The organism is Streptomyces sp. NPDC050534, from assembly GCF_044457745.1.
Lineage (GTDB): Bacteria > Actinomycetota > Actinomycetes > Streptomycetales > Streptomycetaceae > Streptomyces.
Genome location: NZ_JBITHF010000019.1, coordinates 25,750 through 49,481, shown reverse-complemented (window position 1 = coordinate 49,481; position 23,732 = coordinate 25,750). Strand labels below are relative to the sequence as shown.

General features: G+C 70.2%; 16 protein-coding genes and 5 tRNA genes. 11 read left to right on the top strand and 10 right to left on the bottom strand.

Going from position 1 to position 23,732, the window contains the following annotated elements; translation table 11 throughout:
• Positions 1–76 precede the first annotated feature (76 nt).
• The 4 genes from ACIBN2_RS42025 to purM all read left to right on the top strand — a co-directional run bounded on the left by ACIBN2_RS42025 (position 77) and on the right by purM (position 4,415).
• Complete coding sequence (locus tag ACIBN2_RS42025) at positions 77–874, top strand: sterol carrier family protein (protein ID WP_399142822.1); 798 nt, start codon at positions 77–79, stop codon at positions 872–874.
• Positions 875–912: 38 nt separating this feature from the next.
• A complete protein-coding gene (locus ACIBN2_RS42020) occupies positions 913–1,713 on the top strand; it encodes an META domain-containing protein (protein ID WP_399142820.1) in 801 nt (266 codons plus the stop codon).
• 61 nt (positions 1,714–1,774) lie between these two features.
• Complete coding sequence (purF, locus tag ACIBN2_RS42015; protein WP_399142818.1) at positions 1,775–3,304, top strand: amidophosphoribosyltransferase; 1,530 nt, start codon at positions 1,775–1,777, stop codon at positions 3,302–3,304.
• A 43-nt stretch (positions 3,305–3,347) separates the two neighbouring features.
• Positions 3,348–4,415, top strand: a complete 1,068-nt coding sequence (gene purM, locus ACIBN2_RS42010; protein WP_399142816.1) for a phosphoribosylformylglycinamidine cyclo-ligase — start codon at positions 3,348–3,350, stop codon at positions 4,413–4,415.
• A gap of 115 nt (positions 4,416–4,530) precedes the next feature.
• On the opposite strand, the gene ACIBN2_RS42005 is transcribed toward purM, so the two are convergent.
• Together ACIBN2_RS42005 and ACIBN2_RS42000 are read right to left on the bottom strand one after the other, a co-directional pair.
• On the bottom strand, positions 4,531–4,779 hold the full coding sequence (locus tag ACIBN2_RS42005) for a DUF3073 domain-containing protein (protein WP_399142815.1): 249 nt from the start codon (positions 4,777–4,779) through the stop codon (positions 4,531–4,533).
• Positions 4,780–5,069: 290 nt separating this feature from the next.
• Positions 5,070–6,173 (bottom strand): Leu/Phe/Val dehydrogenase, encoded by a 1,104-nt coding sequence (locus tag ACIBN2_RS42000; RefSeq protein WP_399142813.1) that lies wholly within the window; start codon positions 6,171–6,173, stop codon positions 5,070–5,072.
• Positions 6,174–6,395: 222 nt separating this feature from the next.
• Here ACIBN2_RS42000 and ACIBN2_RS41995 point away from each other — a divergent pair, with 222 nt between their 5' ends.
• Together ACIBN2_RS41995 and bldC are read left to right on the top strand one after the other, a co-directional pair.
• A complete protein-coding gene (locus ACIBN2_RS41995) occupies positions 6,396–7,238 on the top strand; it encodes a hypothetical protein (protein ID WP_399142811.1) in 843 nt (280 codons plus the stop codon).
• Between the two features lie 519 nt (positions 7,239–7,757).
• Positions 7,758–7,964, top strand: coding sequence for a developmental transcriptional regulator BldC (bldC, locus tag ACIBN2_RS41990; RefSeq protein ID WP_003949541.1), 207 nt, complete (start codon positions 7,758–7,760; stop codon positions 7,962–7,964).
• A gap of 486 nt (positions 7,965–8,450) precedes the next feature.
• Here bldC and ACIBN2_RS41985 read toward each other — a convergent pair whose 3' ends face one another.
• The 8 genes from ACIBN2_RS41985 to ACIBN2_RS41950 all read right to left on the bottom strand — a co-directional run bounded on the left by ACIBN2_RS41985 (position 8,451) and on the right by ACIBN2_RS41950 (position 15,301).
• Entirely contained in the window at positions 8,451–8,642 is a 192-nt protein-coding gene (locus ACIBN2_RS41985; protein WP_399142809.1) for a DUF6274 family protein, read from the bottom strand.
• A 181-nt stretch (positions 8,643–8,823) separates the two neighbouring features.
• A tRNA-Asp gene (locus ACIBN2_RS41980) sits at positions 8,824–8,898 on the bottom strand.
• 93 nt (positions 8,899–8,991) lie between these two features.
• Positions 8,992–12,945, bottom strand: a complete 3,954-nt coding sequence (gene hrpA, locus ACIBN2_RS41975; RefSeq protein WP_399142807.1) for an ATP-dependent RNA helicase HrpA — start codon at positions 12,943–12,945, stop codon at positions 8,992–8,994.
• Between the two features lie 130 nt (positions 12,946–13,075).
• A tRNA-Phe gene (locus ACIBN2_RS41970) sits at positions 13,076–13,149 on the bottom strand.
• A 177-nt stretch (positions 13,150–13,326) separates the two neighbouring features.
• A tRNA-Phe gene (locus tag ACIBN2_RS41965) sits at positions 13,327–13,403 on the bottom strand.
• Between the two features lie 24 nt (positions 13,404–13,427).
• Positions 13,428–13,502: transfer RNA gene (locus ACIBN2_RS41960), tRNA-Asp, on the bottom strand.
• A 38-nt stretch (positions 13,503–13,540) separates the two neighbouring features.
• A tRNA-Glu gene (locus tag ACIBN2_RS41955) sits at positions 13,541–13,613 on the bottom strand.
• 80 nt (positions 13,614–13,693) lie between these two features.
• Positions 13,694–15,301: a metallophosphoesterase gene (locus ACIBN2_RS41950; protein WP_399142805.1), complete on the bottom strand. Its 1,608-nt coding sequence runs from the start codon at positions 15,299–15,301 to the stop codon at positions 13,694–13,696.
• A gap of 85 nt (positions 15,302–15,386) precedes the next feature.
• Between ACIBN2_RS41950 and ACIBN2_RS41945 the strand changes: the two genes are divergently transcribed.
• The 5 genes from ACIBN2_RS41945 to ACIBN2_RS41925 all read left to right on the top strand — a co-directional run bounded on the left by ACIBN2_RS41945 (position 15,387) and on the right by ACIBN2_RS41925 (position 23,632).
• Positions 15,387–15,737: a metallopeptidase family protein gene (locus ACIBN2_RS41945; protein ID WP_399143030.1), complete on the top strand. Its 351-nt coding sequence runs from the start codon at positions 15,387–15,389 to the stop codon at positions 15,735–15,737.
• Positions 15,738–15,813: 76 nt separating this feature from the next.
• Positions 15,814–16,329, top strand: coding sequence for a hypothetical protein (locus ACIBN2_RS41940; protein ID WP_399142803.1), 516 nt, complete (start codon positions 15,814–15,816; stop codon positions 16,327–16,329).
• A 245-nt stretch (positions 16,330–16,574) separates the two neighbouring features.
• Entirely contained in the window at positions 16,575–18,683 is a 2,109-nt protein-coding gene (locus ACIBN2_RS41935) for a DEAD/DEAH box helicase (protein ID WP_399142801.1), read from the top strand.
• A 201-nt stretch (positions 18,684–18,884) separates the two neighbouring features.
• Complete coding sequence (locus ACIBN2_RS41930) at positions 18,885–22,004, top strand: FG-GAP repeat domain-containing protein (RefSeq protein ID WP_399142799.1); 3,120 nt, start codon at positions 18,885–18,887, stop codon at positions 22,002–22,004.
• 71 nt (positions 22,005–22,075) lie between these two features.
• Entirely contained in the window at positions 22,076–23,632 is a 1,557-nt protein-coding gene (locus ACIBN2_RS41925) for an amino acid permease (protein WP_399142798.1), read from the top strand.
• Positions 23,633–23,732: the final 100 nt, after the last annotated feature.

Genomic DNA, 23,732 nt, shown 5'->3' with positions numbered 1-23,732 from the left:
TCAGGGCGAGGGCGGAGGCGGCGAGCCGATCCGGAAGACCCGGAAGACCCGGAAGAAAGGACCTAGGCTCACCGCCATGCCCTCGCCCAAGAAGCGCGCCCGTACATACGACTCCGTCAAGATCCGTGCCGCGGTCACCGCGCAGTTCGGGCACCTGCGGGAGGCCGTGCGCACCCTGAGCCCCGAGCAGCTGGCGGGGCCCACGCGGCTGGGGGACTGGACCGTGCGCGACCTGATCGCGCACACGGGGATGGCACTCGGTGCCGTCAGCCGCTTCATCGAGCGCCCGGAACCGGCGCGGCAGGAGGTCACGGTCCTCGACTGGCCGTTCGCGACCGCCGCCAACGCGGCCGGGATCGACGACGCGAGCCGCCGGCTCGCCGAGGACAACCCCGACCTCGACGCCTACCTCACCGCCGTCGACCGCCGCTTCGGCGCGGACCTGGCCGAACAGCTCGGCACCCGGCTGCTCGCCACCAACACCGGGGCCATGCCGCTCTCCGACTACCTGGTCACCCGCACCGTGGAACTGATCGTTCACACCGACGACCTCAACGACGCCGTCGCCGGGCTGGAGGTGCCGTACGAGCGGCAGGCCCTCGCCGCCTGTACCCGGCTGCTCGCCGACGCCCTGGCCGCCAAGGCACCCGGCGGCTCCACCGAGGTGCGGATCCCGCCGTACGCCGTGGTGCAGTGCATCGAGGGCCCCCGGCACACCCGCGGCACCCCGCCGAGCGTCGTCGAGACCGACCCGCTGACCTGGGTCCGGCTCGCGACCGGACGCCTGACCTGGCCCGAAGCGGTGGAGAAGGCGCAGGTCAGCGCCAGTGGCGAGCGGGCGGACCTGAGCGGGCTGCTGCCCCTGATGGGGTGAGCCGGGAACCGGCCTTTCGTCCCTTCCGTCCCATAGGCATGGACAAACAGCGACTCACCCTCGCCGTCCTGACCGTGCTGCCGCTGGTCATGGCCTGCGGCCGCGACACGGGCGACACCGGCGGCGCCTCGGCGGCGTCGGCGATGTCGGGCGTCCACTGGAAGGTCGACAGCGTCACCGTGGACGGCACCACCCGGCGGGCCCCGGCCGGCGCCGGCGCCGACCTCCGTATCGGCACGGACGGCACCGCCGAGGGCAGCTACGGCTGCAACGAGTTCAGCGCGAAGGCCGCCTTCACCGGCCACCGGGTCGAGCTGACGCACGCCCGCCAGACCCTGATGGCCTGCGAGCCGCGGCGCATGGTCTTCGAGCGGGCCATGTCCCGCACCCTCAACGACCGCCCGCTCACGGTCGCGGCCAAGGACGGCCGGCTGACGCTCACCGCCCGCGACGGCGACCGCATCCAGCTGACCGAGGAGAAGGACGCTCCGCTGTACGGCACGAAGTGGACGATCACGTCCCTCGGTGCCGACGGCACGGCGACGAGCCTGCCGCAGCAGGCCAAGGGGTCCGCATACCTCACCTTCGACAGGAAACCGGGCAGGGTCACCGGGCGCCTGGGGTGCAATCACGTCACCGCGAAGGCCACGGCGCGCGACGGGCGCGTCACGCTCGGTCCCGCGTCCACCACCCGAATGATGTGCGACGCCTCACTCATGCAGACCGAGAAGGGCCTCCTGCGCCTCTTCGACGGCACGGCGACCTACCGGTTGGATCATCGAACCCTCACGCTGACCAGCGAAAACGGAGAAACCGCCGAAGCGGTCGCCGGACAGTGATCCATTAGCGGCACGTATCCCCAATTCGGACCAGTGGTCGATCTCGCCTACACTCGGTGCCGTGCCACGTGGTGACGGTCGACTCAATCATGATCTGCTCCCCGGTGAGAAAGGCCCCCAGGACGCTTGCGGCGTCTTCGGAGTCTGGGCTCCGGGCGAAGAGGTCGCCAAGCTCACTTACTTCGGGCTCTACGCCCTCCAGCATCGGGGCCAGGAATCCGCGGGAATCGCGGTCAGCAACGGCTCCCAGATCCTCGTCTTCAAGGACATGGGCCTCGTGTCCCAGGTCTTCGACGAGACCTCTCTCGGTTCGCTCCAGGGTCATATCGCGGTCGGACACGCCCGCTACTCGACCACCGGTGCCTCCGTCTGGGAGAACGCCCAGCCGACGTTCCGCGCCACCGGGCACGGTTCCATCGCGCTCGGCCACAACGGCAACCTGGTCAACACGGCGCAGCTCGCCGAGATGGTCGCCGACCTGCCGAAGAAGGAGGGCGGCCGCACCCCGCGGGTGGCGGCCACCAACGACACCGACCTCCTCACGGCCCTGCTCGCCGCCCAGGAGGACGCGGACGGCAAGCCGCTGACCATCGAGGAGGCCGCCCACACGGTCCTCCCGCAGGTCAAGGGCGCCTTCTCCCTCGTCTTCATGGACGAGCACACCCTCTACGCGGCCCGCGACCCGCAGGGCATCCGCCCGCTGGTCCTCGGCCGCCTGGAGCGCGGCTGGGTCATCGCCTCCGAGAGCGCCGCCCTGGACATCTGCGGCGCCTCCTACGTCCGCGAGATCGAGCCGGGCGAGTTCGTCGCCATCGACGAGAACGGCCTGCGTACGTCGCGATTCGCGGAAGCGAAGCCCAAGGGCTGTGTCTTCGAATACGTGTACCTGGCCCGTCCCGACACCGACATCGCCGGCCGGAACGTGTATCTCTCCCGCGTGGAGATGGGCCGCAAGCTCGCCAAGGAAGCACCGGTCGAGGCCGACCTGGTCATAGCGACCCCGGAGTCCGGCACCCCGGCCGCCATCGGCTACGCGGAGGCCTCAGGCATCCCCTTCGGCGCGGGCCTGGTCAAGAACGCCTACGTCGGCCGCACCTTCATCCAGCCCTCGCAGACGATCCGCCAGCTCGGCATCCGGCTGAAGCTGAACCCGCTGAAGGAAGTCATCAAGGGCAAGCGCCTGGTGGTCGTGGACGACTCGATCGTCCGCGGCAACACCCAGCGGGCGCTCGTGCGGATGCTCCGCGAGGCCGGGGCCGCCGAGGTCCACATCCGGATCTCCTCCCCGCCGGTGAAGTGGCCCTGCTTCTTCGGCATCGACTTCGCCACCCGCGCCGAGCTCATCGCCAACGGCATGACGATCGACGAGATCGGCACCTCGCTCGGCGCCGACTCCCTGGCCTACATCTCCATCGACGGCATGATCGAGGCGACCACCATCGCCAAGCCGGACCTGTGCCGCGCCTGCTTCGACGGCGAGTACCCGATGGAGCTCCCGGACCCCGAGCTGCTCGGCAAGCAGCTCCTGGAGACCGAGCTGGCGGCCGGTCCGGCGGAAACGGCCGCGGCCGACGCGATCCGTCGTCCGTAAAGCCCGTCATACCTGCAGTACGACACGAAAGTTCTCACTAGCCATGTCTGAGACAACTGGTGCCAGCTACGCAGCCGCGGGCGTCGACATCGAGGCGGGCGACCGCGCCGTAGAGCTGATGAAGGAGTGGGTGAAGAAGACGCAGCGCCCCGAGGTCCTCGGCGGCCTCGGCGGCTTCGCCGGCCTCTTCGACGCCTCCGCCCTCAAGCGCTACGAGCGCCCCTTGCTCGCCTCCGCGACCGACGGCGTCGGCACCAAGGTCGACATCGCCCGGCAGCTCGGCGTGTACGACACCATCGGGCACGACCTGGTCGCCATGGTCATGGACGACATCGTGGTGTGCGGCGCCGAGCCGCTGTTCATGACCGACTACATCTGCGTCGGCAAGGTCCACCCCGAGCGCGTCGCCGCCATCGTCAAGGGCATCGCCGAGGGCTGTGTGCTGGCCGGCTGCGCCCTGGTGGGCGGCGAGACGGCCGAGCACCCCGGACTGCTCGGCGAGGACGACTTCGACGTCGCCGGCGCCGGTACGGGCGTTGTGGAGGCCGACCGGCTGCTCGGCCCGGATCGCATCCGTACGGGTGACGCGGTGATCGCCATGGCAGCGTCCGGGCTTCACTCGAACGGGTACTCGCTGGTCCGGCACGTCCTGCTGAACCAGGCGGGCCTGTCGCTGGACGCGCGGATCGAGGAGTTCGGCCGCACCCTCGGCGAGGAGCTGCTGGAGCCGACCAAGATCTACTCGCTGGACTGCCTGGCGCTGACCAGCACCACCGAGGTGCACGCCTTCTCGCACATCACGGGCGGCGGCCTGGCCGCCAACCTGGCGCGCGTGATCCCCGACGGACTGCACGCGATCGTCGACCGCTCCACCTGGACCCCGGCCCCGGTCTTCGACCTCGTCGGCAGGACCGGTCAGGTCGAGCGCCTGGAGCTGGAGAAGACCCTCAACATGGGCGTCGGCATGATGGCGATCGTCCCGCAGGAGTCGGCGGACGTGGCTCTCGCGACGCTGGCCGACCGCGGGGTCGAGGCATGGGTGGCCGGAGAGATCACGGATCGCGGCGACCACACCACCGGCGCGGCACTGATCGACACGTACGCGAGCTAGAAGCGCGAGCCGGAAGCGCGGCGGGCGCCGACGCCGCAGGCGCCCGCGAAAAGCAGCGCAAAACCCGGTCCGGTGGTGTGGACCACCACGGACCGGGTCGAGCGCAGCTGGATCGTCAAGCGCCGCGGCGTTGAGACGCGGGACCGGACTCGTCGTCGTCGTCCTCGTCGTTGTAGAGATCCGCGTACTGGGAGTACGGGTCGTCTTCGTCCTCGTCGTCCTCGAACGGCTCGCCGTTCGGCGGCTGGCTCGAAGTCGAAGCGCCCAGCTCGTTGGCCAGACGCGACAGGTCAGTCCCGCCGCTGTTGTACTTCAGCTGGCGGGCGACCTTCGTCTGCTTGGCCTTGGCCCGGCCGCGCCCCATGGCTCGACCCCCTCGGTGACGGGGCTCGACGGCCCCAGAGTCTTGACACGCGTTCATGATCTGGAACGGGCTCTCACAGGAGAGACCGGTCCGTAGGGCTTCCACGGTACCTGAGCCCGCGCCCCTACGGTACGTCGCCCACAGTACGGGCCCGGATCCAGGACCCGCGGGGCGCGTCGTCCCCGCTGGTCAACCGCGATTTTAACCACTTCTTGGCAGGCGACCCGCCGACGAACGTGAGAGTTCTCTCTAAGTGTGCGCCGACGGGTACCGGCCAAACCTCCGGAAGGTCAGAGCTTGCGCGCCGCGGCCGCCTCGTGCATCCGCTGCTCGGCGATCCGGTCGGCCGCGGCGGCCGGCGGAATGCCGTCTTCCTTCGCACGTGCGAATATGGCGAGCGTGGTGTCGAAGATCTTCGCCGCCTTCGCCTTGCACCGGTCGAAGTCGAAGCCGTGGAGCTCGTCGGCGACCTGGATGACCCCACCCGCGTTCACCACGTAGTCCGGCGCGTAGAGGATCCCCCGGTCGGCGAGGTCCTTCTCGACGCCCGGGTGGGCGAGCTGGTTGTTCGCCGCACCGCAGACGACCTTGGCGGTGAGCACCGGCACGGTGTCGTCGTTCAGGGCTCCGCCGAGCGCGCACGGGGCGTAGACGTCGAGGTCCCGGGCGCGGATCAGGGTGGCGGTGTCGGCGACGGCCGTCACGCCCTCCGGGTGGGCGGCGAGGATCCGCCCCACGGCCTCCTCGCGCACGTCGGTGATGACGACCTCGGCACCCTCCGCGCGCAGGTGCTCCACCAGGTGGTGGCCGACCTTGCCGACGCCCGCGATGCCGACCTTGCGGCCGCGCAGCGACGGGTCGCCCCACAGGTGCTGGGCGCTGGCGCGCATGCCCTGGTAGACGCCGAAGGCGGTGAGGACCGAGGAGTCGCCGGCGCCGCCGTTCTCGGGGGAGCGACCGGTCGTCCAGCGGCACTCGCGGGCCACGACGTCCATGTCGGCGACATAGGTGCCGACGTCGCACGCGGTGACGTAGCGGCCGCCGAGCGAGGCGACGAACCGGCCGTAGGCGAGCAGGAGTTCCTCGGTCTTGTGCTGCTCCGGGTCCCCGATGATCACGGCCTTGCCGCCGCCGTGGTCGAGTCCGGCCATGGCGTTCTTGTACGACATCCCGCGCGCGAGGTTGAGGGCGTCGGCGACCGCGTCGGCCTCGCTCGCGTAGGGGTAGAAGCGCGTACCGCCGAGCGCGGGGCCCAGGGCGGTGTTGTGGATGGCGATGACGGCCTTGAGACCGCTGGCGCGGTCCTGGCAGAGCACGACTTGCTCATGTCCGCCCTGGTCCGAGTGGAACAGGGTGTGCAGTACATCAGCAGGTGCGCCGGTTACGTCGGTCACTGTGGTGACTCCTGAGTAAATAGCGGCGGGCGGAGACCAGCTCCCGTGTGGGTGGCGGGGGCTGTGAGGACGAGATTAGAGCCTGTGGGCCCCGCCATCCGCGCAGTGCTCAGGATCACCTACTCGCGGCGTACGTCCGTGCGACGATTTGCATAGATTTCCCGCCCGTTTGTGAGCGGGTTCCGCAGGTTTTCCCGGTGGTGGGAGGGGGAGGGAGCAGGCGTGCCCAAGGTGTCCTCGGTGATCGTCCCGTATGCGACGTATCTGCGCGTGTACGAACCACTGGCCGCCTTCCCCGAGCCGGAGCGCGGCCACTGGGCGCGCTACGCCCGGCGCGCCGACCGTCCCTCCTATCAGGACGAACTGCGCCGCTCCCTGGCCGACTTGGTGCCCACCCCGCCGATCCCGGTGCCGGTGCACGAGAGCAGCGACGCCTTCGTGGCCGAGGTCGACGGGGTGGTCTGCGTGTGCCCCTGGCGCACCCGGCTGCGCGGCTGGCAGGCCCTCCAGGAGCTGCCCGAGGAACTGCCCAAGCCGGTCCTGGAGGCGGTGCTGCCGGAGGTCGTACGGCGCCAGGCCACCCAGGACTACGAGCGCTGGCTGACCCGCAACCCGGACGCCCGGCCGTGGATCCGCACCTCGACCTGGCAGGTGCCGCTGCACTGGTTCGTGCTGGTGTCGGACGAGGAGCGGCGCTTCGACAAGGGCTCGGGCGAGATTCCCCCGATGCTGCGCTACCGGACGCCGATGGTGCAGGCGCGGCGGCGGGTGGCGCGGGCCCTGCGGGCGCTGAAGGACGGCGTCGACGAGGGGCCGCTGATCGACGGCCTGGTGGACGTGGGGCGCTGGCTGGAGGAGTTTCACCCGCGCTCGCTGGTGGAGCTGGACTACGGCGGCCTGGTGCACGTCCTGCCGGCCGGCGAGCTCGAGGACGACCACTCGGCGGGGGACGTGGCCGAGGGCATCGAGGCGCTGCGGCTGGGCGACGGGGCGGCCGCGGGGGCGGCGTACGCCCGCCTGGTGGAGCGCTGGCGCTCCGTCAGGGACCGGCGCTCCGCGAACTGACGTTTGACGTTCCGCCCGTTTTGGGGTTTTGTCCTGGCACCGAGGTGTGCCCTGTGCCCGCTGAGGTCTTCCCGACATGGGACGTAGGTCACGATCCGGGCTTTCGCCTCAAGTGACGGCCAAACGCTGTCAAGCGTGATGGACCGCACGTACGCGGCTCTTGCGTCTCATGCCCCTCCTCATGCCAAAATAGGACAAGGAGTCCGGGGAGGACTCCGTCCGCATTGCACGCTTTGGGGGGTCTGGTGACTCCTGATCGTCCTGTGACTGATCGTCACAGTGGCGTGACTGTCCGCTATGGCATGGTCCATCGGCTTCCGTCGCTGATGAACACCTGGAGGGGCAATTCCATCGGTTTGGCCGACGCGGCTGGACAGATGGTGTAGTTGTAGTGCCGAGGACAAGCCGTTCGTCCTATAACCGACTCGACTCGCGTCCGCCATTTCGGGCAACGCGGGTCAAGGTGCAGAATTTAGAGGAAAGAACCGAGAAGGTTCGGTTCTCCCGAGGAGGCCGCTCATGACCGCTCGCACCCCTGATGCCGAGCCGCTGCTGACCCCGGCTGAGGTCGCCACGATGTTCCGCGTCGACCCCAAGACGGTCACGCGGTGGGCGAAGGCCGGCAAGCTCACTTCGATCCGCACGCTCGGCGGGCATCGCCGCTACCGCGAGGCGGAGGTCCGCGCTCTGCTGGCGGGCATTCCGCAGCAGCGCAGCGAAGCCTGAACAACAACTCCATAACCGGGCAAAACGGCAGGTCCCCCAACGTGCCGAGGTGTCCGGAACCCTAGCTTCAAGCGACGCGGGGTCTGCCCCAACAGGCTCCACGCCCAAGCTCTTCGGAGCTTCTCAGACAAGTGACAGGGTGCGTCGTCGATCGCGCTGGACTCCGCCGAGTCCGGCGCGATCTTTTTTGTGCGCGGGACGTGCTGGTCACGCGGCCCTGTGAGTGGCCTTGTCGAAGTCTGGGGAGGGCTGTCGGATCTCCTGTGGGAGGCCCGCCGGGCAGTCCGGGGAGCCGCCTCCCGGGCAGTGCAATTGCACATATTAAATTGACCAGTTGTAGGCAGGGTGTAAGTACCGTGCTCTCAGAAACTCATGCGGTGACTCCCGTCACACGGCAGAGTCCTTGTCCCGTCCGGCACAGGTGCGCTAGAGGAGCTTCGGGTTCCACCCTCCCACGGTGGGGCGGGTGTTGGGACCGGCCGGTGGTCATGCACCGGCGGGACGTTCGTCCTCGACGGGCTCGTCCGCAACCTCGACGGCCCTTTGCGCGGAGTCCATCGCGAGCCGCTGCAGGTGGTGGCAGATCGGACAGTGGCGGGTCAGGTGGCCGTACGAAGAGGCGGCCGACAGATGTGCACGGAGCAGGGCCCGTGTCTCGTGCCTGACCGTCGCCGCCATAAGCCACCTCCGCGGACCGCTCGGGGAACAGGCCCTGTCCTCTGGGTACCTACGGAAGTTGACGCCGTCAAGACGGCCTGAGGCCCCACACGGCCCTGAAGGGGCACAGGTGGCTGCAGCGTCGCCGGAGCATGCGGAAGGGCCCGCATCCCTCGCGGGATGCGGGCCCTTCTCCTTGCTGCGGTCCTGACGGGATTTGAACCCGCGGCCTCCACCTTGACAGGGTGGCGAGCACTCCAAACTGCTCCACAGGACCTGGTTTCGCAGTGCGATTCGTGCGTTGCGCTGCGAGAAGAGACTGTACAGGAGGGTGAGTCCCTGGTCGAACTCACCCAGCGTGCGCGGGTGGTTACGGGGCCGCCGCGTCGATCGCCTTCACGATCCGCTTGTCCGAGACGGGGTACGCCGTGCCGAGCGCGTGGGCGAAATAGCTGACCCGGAGCTCCTCGATCATCCAGCGGATGTCCAGGACGGCGGACGGGACCGGGCGCCCCTGGGGCATCTGCTCCAGCAGCCAGGCGTACTCGTCCTGCATCTCGTGGACCTTCTCCATGCGCGTGGTGTCCCGCTGGACGTTCGTCGGCATCTGCTGCAGGCGGCGGTCCGCGGCGACCAGATAGCGCATCAGGTCGGGCAGTCGCCGCAGCCCCGTCCCCGTCACGAAGCCCGGCTTCACAAGGGCGTCCAGCTGCCCCCGGACGTCCTGGAGATTCGCGAGCAGCACAGGGCTCCGCACGGACTTCAGACGGCGCTCACAGGCCTGCCAGGCGGCGAGGACCTGCTGCACCTGGCCCACCGTGAGGACCGTGGTGTCCACGATCTCCGCGCGCACCCTGTCGTACAGCTTGCGATACGACTCCTCGTCCCACGCCGGGCCGCCGAAGTCCCCGATCAGCTTGTCCGCCGCCGCCATCGCGCAGTCGTCGAACAGGCCCTGGATCGAGCCGTGGGGGTTCGCGGACAGCGCCAGCTTCTGCGCGTTCGTCAGCTTCTCCGAGGCGAACTTCGCGGGGTTGACCGGGATGTTGCGCAGGATCAGCCGGCGCGTGCCCTTCCACATCGCCTCGGCCTGCTCGGCCTCGGTGTCGAAGAGGCGTACGGAGACCGTGTCGCCGTCGTCCACCAGCGCCGGGTACGCCTTCACCGGCTGCCCGGCCCGGCGCGTCTCGAAGACGCGGGTGAGCGCACCGATCGTCCAGTCGGTCAGGCCCGCGCGTTCCAGCAACTCGCCGCCCTGGCGCGAGGCGGTGGCCGCGGCGGCCTGGGAGAGGGCCTTGCGCGCCTTCGGCTTCAGCAGCAGCCGCAGCGCCTCCAGATCCTTGTCCTCCGCCAGCTTCCGGCGCCGTTCGTCGACGATGCGGAAGGTGACGCGGAGGTGGTCCGGGACCTTGGACCAGTCGAAGTCGTCGGCCTCGAAGGGCACGCCGACCATCCGCTTCAACTCACGGGCCATGGTGACCGTCAGCGGCTCCTGCAGGGGGACCGCCGTGTCCAGGAAGCGCTTGGCGAAGTTCGGCGCCGGCACGTAGTGGCGGCGGATCGGCTTCGGGAGCGAGCGGATCAGCTCCGTCACCACCTCCTCCCGCAGGCCCGGGATCTGCCAGTCGAAGCCCTCGTCCGTGACCTGGTTGAGGACCTGGAGCGGCACGTGGACGGTCACGCCGTCCGCGTCCGCGCCCGGCTCGAACTGGTAGGTCACCCGGAACTTCAGCTGCCCCTGCCGCCAGGAGTCCGGATAGTCGGCCTTGGTGACCGCCTCCGCCGACTCCCGGATGAGCATCTCCCGCTCGAAGTCCAGGAACTCCGGTTCCTCGTGCCGCTTGTGCTTCCACCAGGAGTCGAAGTGGGCGCCGGAGACGACGTGTTCGGGCACCCGGGCGTCGTAGAAGTCGAAGAGCGTGTCGTCGTCGACGACGATGTCCCGGCGCCGGGCCCGGTGCTCCAGCTCCTCGACCTCGCTGAGGAGTCTGCGGTTGTCGGCGAAGAACTTGTGGTGCGTGCGCCAGTCGCCCTCGACGAGTGCGTTGCGGATGAACAGCTCGCGACTCGCCTCCGGGTCGACCCGGCCGTAGTTGATCTTCCGCTGCGCCACGATCGGGACGCCGTACAGGGTCACCTTCTCGTACGCCATCACGGCCGCCTGGTCCTTCTCCCAGTGCGGTTCGCTGTACGTGCGCTTGAGGAGGTGCTCGGCCAGGGGCTCGACCCACTCGGGCTCGATCTTCGCGTTGACGCGTGCCCAGAGGCGGGAGGTCTCCACCAGCTCCGCCGACATCACGAACCGCGGCGGCTTCTTGAAGAGGGCCGAGCCGGGGAAGATCGCGAACTTGGCGCTCCGGGCGCCCAGGTAGTCGTTCTTGTTGCCGTCCTTCACGTCCTTCATCCCGATGTGGGACAGCAGGCCGGCGAGGAGCGAGACGTGGACGCGGTCGCCGGGGGCGTCGTCCTCGTTGAGCTGGATGCCCATCTGCTTGGCGACGGTGCGCAGTTGGGAGTAGATGTCCTGCCATTCGCGGATGCGCAGGAAGTTGAGGTACTCCTGCTTGCACATCCGCCGGAACGAGCTGGAGCCCCGCTCCTTCTGCTGCTCCCTGATGTACCGCCAGAGGTTGAGATAGGCGAGGAAGTCGCTGCCCTCGTCCTTGAAGCGGGCGTGCTGCTGGTCGGCCTGGGCCTGCTTCTCGGAAGGGCGCTCGCGCGGATCCTGGATGGACAGCGCGGCCGCTATGACCATGACCTCGCGCACACAGCCGTTCCGGTCGGCCTCCAGGACCATGCGGGCCAGCCGGGGGTCGACGGGCAGCTGGGCGAGCTTGCGGCCGGTCTGCGTGAGCCGCTTGCGTGCGTCCTTCTCCGCCGGGTCCAGCGCGCCCAGCTCCTGGAGCAGCTGCACGCCGTCGCGGATGTTGCGGTGGTCCGGCGGGTCGATGAAGGGGAACTTCTCGATGTCGCCGAGGCCGGCCGCGGTCATCTGCAGGATGACGGAGGCCAGGTTGGTGCGCAGGATCTCCGCGTCCGTGAACTCCGGGCGGGCCAGGAAGTCGTCCTCGGAGTAGAGGCGGATGCAGATGCCGTCGGACGTACGGCCGCAGCGGCCCTTGCGCTGGTTGGCGCTGGCCTGGGAGACCGGCTCGATGGGCAGCCGCTGGACCTTGGTGCGGTGGCTGTAGCGGGAGATGCGGGCGAAGCCGGGATCGATGACGTACTTGATGCCCGGGACGGTCAGGGACGTCTCGGCCACGTTCGTTGCCAGAACGATCCTGCGCCCGGTGTGCGGCTGGAAGACGCGGTGCTGCTCGGCGTGCGTGAGGCGGGCGTAGAGAGGCAGGACCTCCGTGAAGCGGTAGTCCTTGCGCACCAGCGCGTCCGCCGTGTCGCGGATCTCCCGCTCACCGGAGAGGAAGACGAGGATGTCGCCCTTGCCCTCCCCCTGGAGCTCCTCGACGGCGTCGCAGATCGCGGTGATCTGGTCGCGGTCGGAGTCCTCGGAGTCCTCCTCCAGCAGCGGCCGGTACCGCACCTCCACCGGGTACGTCCGCCCGCTGACCTCCACGATCGGGGCGTCGCCGAAGTGCCGGGAGAAGCGCTCCGGGTCGATGGTCGCGGAGGTGATCACGACCTTCAGATCAGGGCGCTTCGGCAGCAGCTGCGCCAGGTAGCCCAGCAGGAAGTCGATGTTGAGGGACCGCTCGTGGGCCTCGTCGATGATGATCGTGTCGTAGGCGCGCAGCTCGCGGTCGGTCTGGATCTCGGCGAGCAGGATTCCGTCCGTCATCAGCTTGATGAAGGTGGCGTCCTGGTTCACCTGGTCGGTGAAGCGGACCTTCCAGCCGACGGCCTCGCCGAGGGGGGTGTCCAGCTCCTCGGCCACCCGCTCGGCGACGGTACGCGCGGCGATACGGCGGGGCTGGGTGTGCCCGATCATGCCGCGCACGCCGCGGCCCAGCTCGAGACAGATCTTGGGGATCTGCGTGGTCTTGCCGGAGCCCGTCTCACCGGCGACGATCACGACCTGGTGATCGCGGATGGCGTCGGCGATCTCGCTCTTCTTCTGGCTGACCGGCAGCTGCTCGGGATAGGAGACGGCTGGAAGCCGGCCGCGCCGCGCGCCCATCCGCTCCTCGGCCTTCGCGATCTCCGCCTCGATCTCGGTGAGAACGGCGGAACGGGCCTCCGGCTTGCGGATCTTGCGCGCGCCTTCGAGCCTGCGCCCGAGCCGCTGCGCGTCGCGCAGGGACAGCTCGGTCAGGCGGGGGGCGAGAGTGCCCAGGGCCGGGGTGGCGGGGGCAGGGTGCGTAGACATACGCGATCCAGGATCTCATCCCCGGGAAATCCCTGGCGAACGATTTGTACCCGGTGCCTCACGGGGCCCTGACCGGGCGGCGGGCGCACACGACGAAGGCCCCGTCCGCGGACGGGGCCTTCGCACTGTGTGGCTGGGGCCGGGGTCGAACCGGCGACCTATCGCTTTTCAGGCGATCGCTCGTACCAACTGAGCTACCCAGCCACGAGATCTTCGGGAAGATCTCGGCGGTCCTGACGGGATTTGCTGTACCCGATTGCGGCTGCGCCGCGGGCGCGGCCTCCACCTTGACAGGGTGGCGAGCGGGACGGGGCGAGATGTGGCCGCATGAAAGCACCCCCTTCGGAGATTCCGGAGGGGGTGCATGCCCTGGTAGGGCGGTGGTGGCTGGGGCCGGGGTCGAACCGGCGACCTATCGCTTTTCAGGCGATCGCTCGTACCAACTGAGCTACCCAGCCACGAGATCTTCGGGAAGATCTCGGCGGTCCTGACGGGATTTGAACCCGCGGCCTCCACCTTGACAGGGTGGCGAGCACTCCAAACTGCTCCACAGGACCAAGCTGTTGCGTACGACAGTGTCGCACACGATGTTGCGTGCCCCCAACGGGATTCGAACCCGTGCTACCGCCTTGAAAGGGCGGCGTCCTAGGCCGCTAGACGATGAGGGCTATCGGCCCGCCTGGGCGCTTCTCAGCGCGTCGGGGACGTGAGAAGCATATGGGATGGCGGGAGGTATCGCCAAAACGGTTTACGGGGCTGAGCCGGCCGGGGCCGGTGAGGTGGGCGGGGTGGAGACCGAGGAGGAGTCCGAGGGGCTCGAGGACGTCGACGGAGCGGCTCCCGGCCGGTTCTCCTTCGGCAGATGGCGGGTGACCTCCGCCGTCGTCTCGCCCAGGCCGCCCAGCTTGATCGCGTCCCACGCCTGGAGGTGGCGGGTGTTCCGGTCGAAGTAGAGGATCGACGCCTCGATCGGGGCCGGGTATCTGTGCTCCAGGGCACGCAGACCGCTGCCGCCGGTGGAGCCCTCCATCCGCAGACGGGTGCCGTACTTCAGGATCTCGTCGCCCTCGTGGTGCAGATGACCGCACAGGACCAGCGGCACGTCGCCGTCCACCTCGCGGGCCGCGGACGGCTCGTGGGCCATGGCGACGTCGACCGGCCGCCCCGCGGCCTTCTGGTCGCGCAGCGCCGAGGCCAGGCGGTCGCCCGCCAGCTGCTCCGACTGGTCGGCGCCCCGCGGGTTCGAGCGGTCGGGGGTGAACTGCGGGTCACCGATGCCGGCGAAGCGCAGTCCCGCGACCGTCTGCGCCCGGCCGCCGTCCAGGACGTGCACGTTCTTCATGCGGGACAGATAGCGCTGGGTGACGCCGGAGTCGTGGTTGCCGCGGACCCAGACGTACGGCGCCCCCAGGTCCGCGATGGGGTCCAGGAAGCCGTTCTCCGCCGCCGTTCCGTGGTCCATCGTGTCGCCGGTGTCGACGATCACGTTCACCTTGTACTGCTGCACCAGCGACGCGATGATCTTCCAGCTCGCGGGGTTGAGGTGGATGTCCGAGACGTGCAGGACGCGCACGGTGGTCGGGTCCGGCTGGTAGGCGGGCAGGGTGGACGTGACGTCGTAGAGCTTCGTCACGTTGGTCACCAGGCGCGCCAACTCCTTCTGGTAGACGTCGAATTCGGTGACGATGTTGCGGGCGTTGCCGACCAGGGAGGGGGCGGAGGAGAGCAGGCCCGAGTACTTCGGTTCGAGGACGGACTCGGGGTTCCAGGTCAGGTACGCCGATGCCCCGGAGGCCGCCAGGAGGGCCAGGGCGGTGCCGCCGGCGGCGAGGGCCCGGCGGGGGCGGCGGTAGACCGCGAGACCGAGGGCCGTCGCGCCGGAGACGACGGCGACGCAGGAGCGCAGGGCCAGGTCGCGGGTGCCGTGCTCGATGTCGTGGGTGACCTCGTCCTGGAGGCCGGAGATGCGCTCGGGGTGGTCGACCAGGGCCTGGGCACGCACCGGGTCGAGCTGGTCGACGTTCACGTCCAGGCGCACCGGTGCGTGGTGGCTGTTCAGCTCGAGGGCGCCGAGCGGCGAGACGTTGATCTTCGTGCCGCCGGTGAGGGACGGGCGCAGGGTCATCGTCGTGTTCATCGGGCCGACCGGCACCCGGACGTTGCCGACGACCAGCAGTCCCAGCCAGGCGCCGAGCAGGACCACGGCGGCCAGGCCCAGCGCGCGGAGCCAGGCCGGCTGCTGCGGGACGATGTCGAGGGGCGGGCGCGAGCGGGTCGTGCGGGATCTGCGGGTGAGGGCGCGGGGGGCCCTCCGGAGGCGGTTCAGGGCGTTCAAGGCGGCGGGGACGCGGGCCATTGGTCCCGTATGCCCAAGTCCGGGCGCGGATATGCGGGCGGCCCCATGACTCTCGTACGGACGTGTCGTGACCGACAATGGGCGTGTGCTGGAGATGACGCGCGAGGAGTTCGAGGAACTGGTCGCCGAGTCGCTCGACCGGATTCCGCCGGAGCTGACACGGCTGATGGACAACGTCGCGGTGTTCGTCGAGGACGAACCGCCCGCCGGCGACCCCGAGCTGCTCGGGCTGTACGAGGGCACTCCGCTGACCGACCGGGGCGAGTGGTACGCCGGCGTGCTGCCGGACCGGATCACGATCTACCGGGGTCCGACGCTCAGGATGTGCGCGTCGCGGGAGGACGTGGTCGCGGAGACCGAGGTGACGGTGGTGCACGAGATCGCGCACCACTTCGGCATCGACGACACACGGCTGCACGCCCTCGGGTACGGATGACCGGCGCGCGTGTCCTCTTGCGGGCGGCGGGAGTTGGGCAGGCCGACTCCTTTCCCCACCCCGGAGGTGGCTTCCCGTGCGCCCCATGTACGTACCCGTCCGTCTGGCCGCCACGGTCATGGCCGTCGCCGCCGCCGCCGGCTGCATGAGCGTGGGCGAGGGCGGCGGCGGTGCGAAGCCGTCGCACTCCGCGGGGGAGCACGGCGGCGAGGCGCCGGACGGAGGTTCGGCGGTGTCCGGCCGGGGCGGCGGGGGCGGCGTCTCGGCCGACGGCAAGCGCGGCGACGGCGGCAGGAAGAAGGGGAAGGACGGGGAGTCGGCGTCTCCTTCGGCCTCGCCGTCCGCGGGCGAGGGCCGGTCCGCTCCCGCGACGGTGGGGCCCGGGAGGACGCAGCAGCCGGGCGGTCCCACGCCGACGCGGGCGACGCCCGTTCCGACCCGCCCGGCCGATCCGCCGCCGACGCCCAGCGAGCAGCCGACCTCCGCCTCGCCGGAGCCGACGGTCGCCGAGCCGTCGTCGTCCGCGCACCAGGACGCGGCGCCGCAGCTGGTGGAGCGGGAGCCGGCCCCGGCAGCGGGGACGCCCGCGTAGCGAAGTCCGGCCGCCCGCCGCCGTGTAGAGGTGTGACGTACGTCTACGAGGCTCGGTTTGCCTTCGGGGCAGGTGGGTGCGTATGGTGGTAGATCGTTTGATCCCATTTGCCCGGCGCCACTGCAGAGCGCGCCGTGTGGCGCGTTCTCTCCCTTGCCGTGGCTGACCGCATAGAGGCGGTCGTAATGCGAATCACGGAGTTGACGGGCGCGTGCCGACGAGACTCCGGAAGGTTTCGCTTACGCATGTCCATTTCCAGTACTGATCACGTCGTCGTGCCCGAGAACGAGGGCACCGAGGACGCTCCCGAGGCCACCTTCGCGGACCTCGGTCTCCCCGAGGGCGTGGTGCGCAAGCTCGCCCAGAACGGCGTGACCACCCCCTTCCCGATCCAGGCCGCGACCATCCCGGACGCCCTGGCCGGCAAGGACATCCTCGGCCGCGGACGCACCGGCTCCGGCAAGACGCTGTCCTTCGGTCTGCCGACGATGGCCCGCCTCGCCGGCGGACGCACCGAGAAGCACAAGCCGCGCGCCGTCATCCTCACCCCGACCCGTGAGCTCGCGATGCAGGTCGCGGACGCCCTCCAGCCGTACGGCGACGTCCTCGGCCTCAAGATGAAGGTCGTCTGCGGCGGCACGTCGATGGGCAACCAGATCTACGCCCTGGAGCGCGGCGTCGACATCCTCGTCGCCACCCCGGGCCGGCTGCGCGACATCATCAACCGCGGCGCCTGCTCCCTGGAGAACGTCGAGGTCGCCGTCCTCGACGAGGCCGACCAGATGTCCGACCTGGGCTTCCTGCCCGAGGTCACCGAGCTGCTCGACCAGATCCCGGCCGGCGGCCAGCGGATGCTGTTCTCGGCCACGATGGAGAACGAGATCTCCACGCTGGTCAAGCGCTACCTGAGCGACCCGGTCACGCACGAGGTCGACAGCGCCCAGGGCAACGTCACGACCATGTCGCACCACATCCTGATCGTGAAGCCCAAGGACAAGGCGCCGGTCACCGCCGCGATCGCCTCCCGCAAGGGCCGCACCATCATCTTCGTCCGCACCCAGCTGGGTGCCGACCGCATCGCCGAGCAGCTGCGCGACGCCGGTGTGAAGGCCGACGCGCTGCACGGTGGCATGACGCAGGGCGCGCGCACCCGCACGCTCGCCGACTTCAAGGAGGGCTACGTCAACGCGCTCGTCGCGACCGACGTCGCCGCCCGCGGCATCCACGTCGACGGCATCGACCTGGTGCTGAATGTCGACCCGGCCGGCGACCACAAGGACTACCTGCACCGCGCCGGCCGTACGGCCCGTGCGGGCCGCACCGGCACGGTCGTCTCCCTGTCCCTGCCGCACCAGCGCCGCCAGATCTTCCGGCTGATGGAGGACGCGGGCGTCGACGCCGGACGGCACATCATCAACTCCGGTACGGCCTTCGACCCCGCGGTCGCGGACATCACCGGCGCCCGTTCGATGACCGAGGTCCAGGCCGAGTCCGCGGGCAACGCGGCGCAGCAGGCCGAGCGTGACGTCTCGCAGCTCACCAAGGAGCTGGAGCGGGCGCAGCGGCGCGCGGCCGAGCTGCGCGGGGAGGCCGACCGGCTGACCGCCCAGGTCGCCCGCGAGCGCGGTGTGGACCCGGAGGCCGCGGTGGCCGAGGCCCAGGCCGCGGTCGCCGAGGCGGCCGAGGTGTCGGTGCCCGAGCAGCCGGTGGCGCAGGACGTCGACAGGGCGCAGGCCCCGTCGTCGTACGAGCGTCGTGAGCGCCGTGACAACGACCGTGGCGGCTTCCGCCGGGACGACCGCCGTGACGATCGCGGTGGGCGTTCCTTCGAGCGCCGGGACAACGACCGCGGCGGGTTCAACCGCGACCGTGACCGTGGCTTCGAGCGCCGTGACGACCGTGGCGGCTTCCGTCGCGACGACCGTCGTGACGACCGTGGCGGCCGTTCCTTCGACCGTCGTGACGACCGCGGTGGGCGTTCCTTCGAGCGCCGTGACAACGACCGCGGTGGCTTCCGTCGCGACGACCGCCGTGACGACCGTCCGGCCGGCCGTTCCTTCGAGCGCCGTGACGACCGCGGTGGGCGTTCCTTCGAGCGCCGTGACAACGACCGTGGCGGTTTCCGCCGTGACGACCGTCCGGCCGGCCGTTCCTTCGAGCGCCGTGACGAGCGTGGCGGCCACCGCGGCAGCGACCGTCCCTTCAACCGGGACCGCCGCGACGACCGCCCCGGTTTCCGTTCCGGCGGCCACGACCGCCCGTCCGGCCGTCGTGACGACCACCGCGGCACCGGTTCCGGCTCCGGCTCCTTCGGCCGCCGGGACGACAAGCCGCGCTGGAAGCGCAACGGCTGACGGCGAGTGAGCTGAGCGAAGGGCCCGTACGACCGAGTCGTACGGGCCCTTCGACGTCCCGTGTGGAAACCGCTCTCCACGAGGCTCCCCGGAGCTGTGACCCGGTTGTAGGATCAGCCGTCTTCCGAGGGGGATGCGACGGCTGGGGCCAGGGGGCACTGAGGGGCCGGCATCCCGCTCTCTTCCCGGGGAGGGATCGCCTTGGCTCGTCATGCCTTCGTACGTCTTACCCGCGCGAGACGCGCCGCCCTCGCGGTGGCCGCCTCGGCGGCGCTCGCGGCCGGGCTGAGCCCGCTGCTGCCGTCGGCCTCGGCGGCGGACGAGCCGCAGGAGACGGTGGTGCCGGCCACACTGCGCAACACGTACACCTCGGCCACGCTCTTCGACCCGTCGACCGGCACCGGCAACGACGGAGCCGGCGCACAGGGCGTCTTCCACCGGCAGGAGGGGTACTCCGGGCTGGTCTGGACGCCCTACGCGGACGGGAAGTCCGTGTCCGTGGCAGGGCCCTCCGGGACCGTCCTCAGCACCTCGACGACGGGCAGCGACACCCTCGCCTATCGCTACAGCGGCGGCCGGGTCGACCTGTGGAACGCGGCCGACGGCACCACCCGCACCCTTCAGGTGCCCTCCGGTATGGCGCTGTTGAACGCGTACGGCGACGTGGCCGTCGGCTACCGCACCATCACCGCCGGGGACGGGACGAGCAGCAAGGAGATGCATCTGCTGTCCCCGCAGTCCGACGGCCCCACCCGTGACGTGCAGGTCGGGGGACTGCCCGACGGGGTGAAGCTCCTCTCGCCCGTGGGCGGCGACGCCGACGGGCTGCTCTTCAAGGCCGTCCAGGGGCAGCAGTACGTCTGGGTGATGGTCGACCGCGAGACGGGGCAGGCGCAGAGCTGGACGCGGCCGCTCGACCACGTCTACCTCCAGGCGCAGGTCTCCGCCGGTCACGTCGTCCTCTTCAACCCATCCGACGCCACCGTGCTGGTGCTGCCCCGCGGCGACCTGTCGGGCACGCCCGCCCAGGTCACCCTCTCCGGCAGCGGTGTGAACCCGGCCGAGGACCTCACGATCGTCGGCGACTGGCTGGTCCACCGGCCCTCCGCCTCCACAGCCGTCATGGCCAAGCCCCTCGCCGGCGGCCCGTCGGTGCAGCTCGCCACGTCGAACCCCGGCATCTCCGCCGGCCCGGACGGTACCGCCGTCTTCGTCGGCCGTACCACTGGCGCCGACGACTGGGGCATCCAGCGCGTGACGGCGGGCGCCGACGGCACCCCCGTCGTCACCCGGGTCAAGGCCCTGCCGAGGCCGCCGTTGAAGATCCAGGGGCTGACCCTGGACCAGGGGAAGCTCGTCGTCGCCGATCCCAGCTACGCCGGGCAGCGCGACGACTACGGGCGGACCGTCGCCGCGACCGGGACACCGGTGTTCGGCGACCGTTCGTCCTACGACGGAACCGATGTGCTGGTCGGCGACTGCCCCGCCACGGACGTCGGTTGCTCGCAGCTGCACGGGACGGCCGACGGCCGGGTCGCCTGGCTGGGGCGCGAGTCGGGGGACTACGACCGGCTCAGGGTCGACGGGCCGGGCCAGTACGACTTCTGGGAGCGCTCGGTGCCGGCCGGCGGGCAGATCACCGACGTCTCCGGGCAGTACATCCTCGACACGACCCCCGCACAGCAGTACGTCTACAAGATCGGCGACAGCGGGAACCCGGCCGTCACCCGCACCCCGGGCGCCGCCGCCCTCTCCGGTGACGTCCTGTGGACCGCGGGCACGACCCCGGGAAGCGTCACGGCGTACGACCTGAGTGCGAAGAAGACGGTCGAGACCCTCACCACCGACGCGGACTGCGCACCCACCGAACTCCAGGCGCTGGGCCGCTGGTTGTACTGGAACTGCGGAGACAGGGCCGGGGTCTACGACCGTACGGCGAAGAAGTCCGTACCGGTTCCCGCGGGCGAGGCGAAGCTGGGCGACGGTTTCGTCGTCACGCACGACAAGCAGGCCGGGAAGCTGACCCTCACCACGGTGGCCGACGGGACGCCGGAGAGCCGGGTCATCGGCGACCTGCCCGACACCGGGGTCTCGCAGCGGGACGTGCGCTGGACGGTCGACGAGTCGGGCGCGAACGCCGCGTACGTCGACGACCAGGAGCGGGTGCACCTCGTGCCGTCCGGTGTGGCACAGCAGCAGCTGCGCCTGCTGGCCCCGGTCGAGAAGGCGTCGTCGGTCGAGGCGCACGAGGGCGACACCGTGCCGGACACCCTGGCCACCCTGCTGCTGTCGAAGCCGTCCTCGAGCTATGACGTGACCGCGCGCAACCGTGCGACCGGCAAGGTCTACACGGACGGCCGGGACGGCGGGGCGGCGCGCGGCGAGCTGAAGGTCGGCTGGTTCGGTCTGGACTCCACGAGGACCGGGGACGCGTTCGCGCCGGACGGTTCCTACGACTGGACAGTGACCGTCACCCCGGCGGACGGCGTCGGCGCGCCGCTGGTGGTGCGCGGCACGGTGCAACTGCGGCACGGCGAGGCCGTGCGGCACGACCACGTGGGCGCGCAGGGTGCGCCGGACGGTACCGGTGACCTCCTCACCCTCAACTCCGCCGGTGCGCTGACCTTCCAGCAGGGCACGGGCAAGGGCACGTTCTCCGGGAAGGTGTCGGGCGGCGGCTGGTCGACCAAGGCGGTCGCGGTGCCGTTCGGCGATCTGAACAAGGACCGCTGCAACGACGTGCTGGTGCGGATGAGCGACGGTTCCCTGCGCGGCTACAAGCCCAAGTGCGGCCTGGCGCTCACGACTTCGACGGCGTACACGAAACTCGGCACCGGCTGGAACGCCTACAACGTGCTCACCTCGCCCGGCGACCTCACCGGTGACGGGCGGCCGGATCTGCTGGCGCGCAAGGGGTCGACCGGCGACATCTACCTCTTCGCGGCGAAGAGCGACGGAACGCCGGCGGCGGGGAAGAAGATCCGCACGAACTGGACCGGCTACACGAAGATCGTGGGCGCGGGAGACCTGAACGGCGACGGCATCGGTGACGTGCTCGCGCGGGACAAGGCCGGGACGCTGTACCGCTACAACGGCACCGGCACGGGCCTGCTGAAGGACCGCGTGAAGGTCTTCTCGAACTGGGGCGCCTCCTACAACGCGATCGTCGGCGTCGGCGACATCACCGGGGACGGCAAGAACGACCTGGTGGAGCGGGACTCGGCGGGTGGCCTGTACCGCAACTCCGGTGACGGGAAGGGGTCGTTCGGGTCCCGGGTGAAGGTCGCGAGCGGCTGGCAGGGCTACAAGGGGCTCTTCTAGAAACGCCGTTGGCCGTCTGTCGGCCAAGTCGTGACGTGTGTCACGCCCCCGGTGTGGGAATCGCTGGGGGCATGACAGATGACGTCACAGCGAGCGGGCACGCGGAACTCTCCGACGAGGAGCGACTGGCCCAGCTCGGCTACACGCAGGTTCTCGCCCGCCGCATGTCGGCGTTCTCCAACTACGCGGTCTCCTTCACGATCATCTCGGTGCTGTCGGGCTGTCTGACGCTGTATCTGTTCGGCATGAACACCGGCGGCCCGACGGTGATCACCTGGGGCTGGATCGCCGTAGGCGCGATGACGCTCTTCGTCGGTCTGTCCATGGCGGAGATCTGCTCGGCCTACCCGACGTCGGCGGGCCTGTACTTCTGGGCGCACCGGCTGGCGCCGCCGCGGTCCGCTGCCGCCTGGGCGTGGTTCACGGGCTGGTTCAACGTGCTCGGCCAGGTGGCGGTGACCGCGGGCATCGACTTCGGGGCGGCGTCCTTCCTCGGCGCCTACCTGAACCTGCAGTTCGGCTTCGAGGTGACGCCGGGGCGCACGATCCTGCTCTTCGCCGGCATCCTGGTGCTGCACGGCCTGCTGAACACCTTCGGCGTGCGGATCGTCGCCCTGCTCAACAGCGTGAGCGTGTGGTGGCACGTGCTGGGCGTGGCCGTGATCGTCGGCGCGCTGGCCTTCGTGCCGGACCACCACCAGTCGGCGTCCTTCGTGTTCACGAAGTTCGTGAACAACACAGGCTGGGGGAGCGGGGTCTACGTCGTGCTCCTCGGTCTGCTGATGGCGCAGTACACGTTCACGGGCTACGACGCCTCCGCCCATATGACGGAGGAGACGCACGACGCCTCGACGGCCGGCCCGAAGGGCATCGTCCGCTCCATCTGGACCTCGTGGATCGCCGGCTTCGTGCTGCTGCTCGGCTTCACCTTCGCCATCCAGTCCTACGACAAGGAACTCGCGTCGCCGACCGGCGCGCCGCCCGCGCAGATCCTGCTGGACGCGCTGGGCGCGACGGCGGGCAAGCTCCTGCTGCTGGTCGTGGTCGGGGCGCAGCTGTTCTGCGGGATGGCGTCGGTGACGGCCAACAGCCGCATGATCTACGCCTTTTCGCGCGACGGCGCCCTGCCGTTCTCGCGCGTGTGGCACACGGTGAGCCCGCGGACCCGGACCCCGGTGGCGGCGGTGTGGCTGGCCGCGGCGGGCGCGCTGGTCCTCGGCCTGCCGTATCTGATCAACTACACCGCCTATGCCGCGGTGACCTCCGTCGCGGTGATCGGCCTCTACATCGCCTACGTCATCCCGACGCTGCTGCGGCTGGTCAAGGGCGACGCCTTCGAGCGCGGGCCGTGGCACCTGGGCCGCTGGTCGCGTCCGATCGGGATCGTCTCGGTCGCCTGGGTGGGCGCCATCACGATCCTCTTCATGCTGCCCCAGGTCTCGCCGGTCACCTGGGAGAGCTTCAACTACGCCCCGGTCGCCGTGCTCGTGGTCCTCGGCTTCGCGTGGGTCTGGTGGGTGGCGTCCGCCCGGCACTGGTTCCTCAACCCCGAGCACCGCCGCACCCTCGCCCGCGAGACGTCCCGCGCGGCGACGTCCGGCGGAACCCCCGAAAAGGTGGATCCCTGACACTCCGGCCCGATCTTCACCCCGCGGCACGGCCGTGTCCCCGATACCCGATCGGAGTCCCGGCCGTGTCCGGCTATGCTCGGGGAGGCAACATCGCCAA

Coding starts and splice junctions, on each gene's coding strand:
- ACIBN2_RS42005 (WP_399142815.1), bottom strand. CDS start 4,779: ATGGGGCGCGGCCGGGCCAAGGCCAAGCAGACGAAGGTCGCCCGCCAG.
- ACIBN2_RS41985 (WP_399142809.1), bottom strand. CDS start 8,642: ATGGCGGCGACGGTCAGGCACGAGACACGGGCCCTGCTCCGTGCACAT.
- ACIBN2_RS42025 (WP_399142822.1), top strand. CDS start 77: ATGCCCTCGCCCAAGAAGCGCGCCCGTACATACGACTCCGTCAAGATC.
- bldC (WP_003949541.1), top strand. CDS start 7,758: ATGACCGCTCGCACCCCTGATGCCGAGCCGCTGCTGACCCCGGCTGAG.
- ACIBN2_RS41925 (WP_399142798.1), top strand. CDS start 22,076: ATGACAGATGACGTCACAGCGAGCGGGCACGCGGAACTCTCCGACGAG.
- ACIBN2_RS42020 (WP_399142820.1), top strand. CDS start 913: ATGGACAAACAGCGACTCACCCTCGCCGTCCTGACCGTGCTGCCGCTG.
- ACIBN2_RS41950 (WP_399142805.1), bottom strand. CDS start 15,301: ATGGCCCGCGTCCCCGCCGCCTTGAACGCCCTGAACCGCCTCCGGAGG.
- purM (WP_399142816.1), top strand. CDS start 3,348: ATGTCTGAGACAACTGGTGCCAGCTACGCAGCCGCGGGCGTCGACATC.
- hrpA (WP_399142807.1), bottom strand. CDS start 12,945: ATGTCTACGCACCCTGCCCCCGCCACCCCGGCCCTGGGCACTCTCGCC.
- ACIBN2_RS41935 (WP_399142801.1), top strand. CDS start 16,575: ATGTCCATTTCCAGTACTGATCACGTCGTCGTGCCCGAGAACGAGGGC.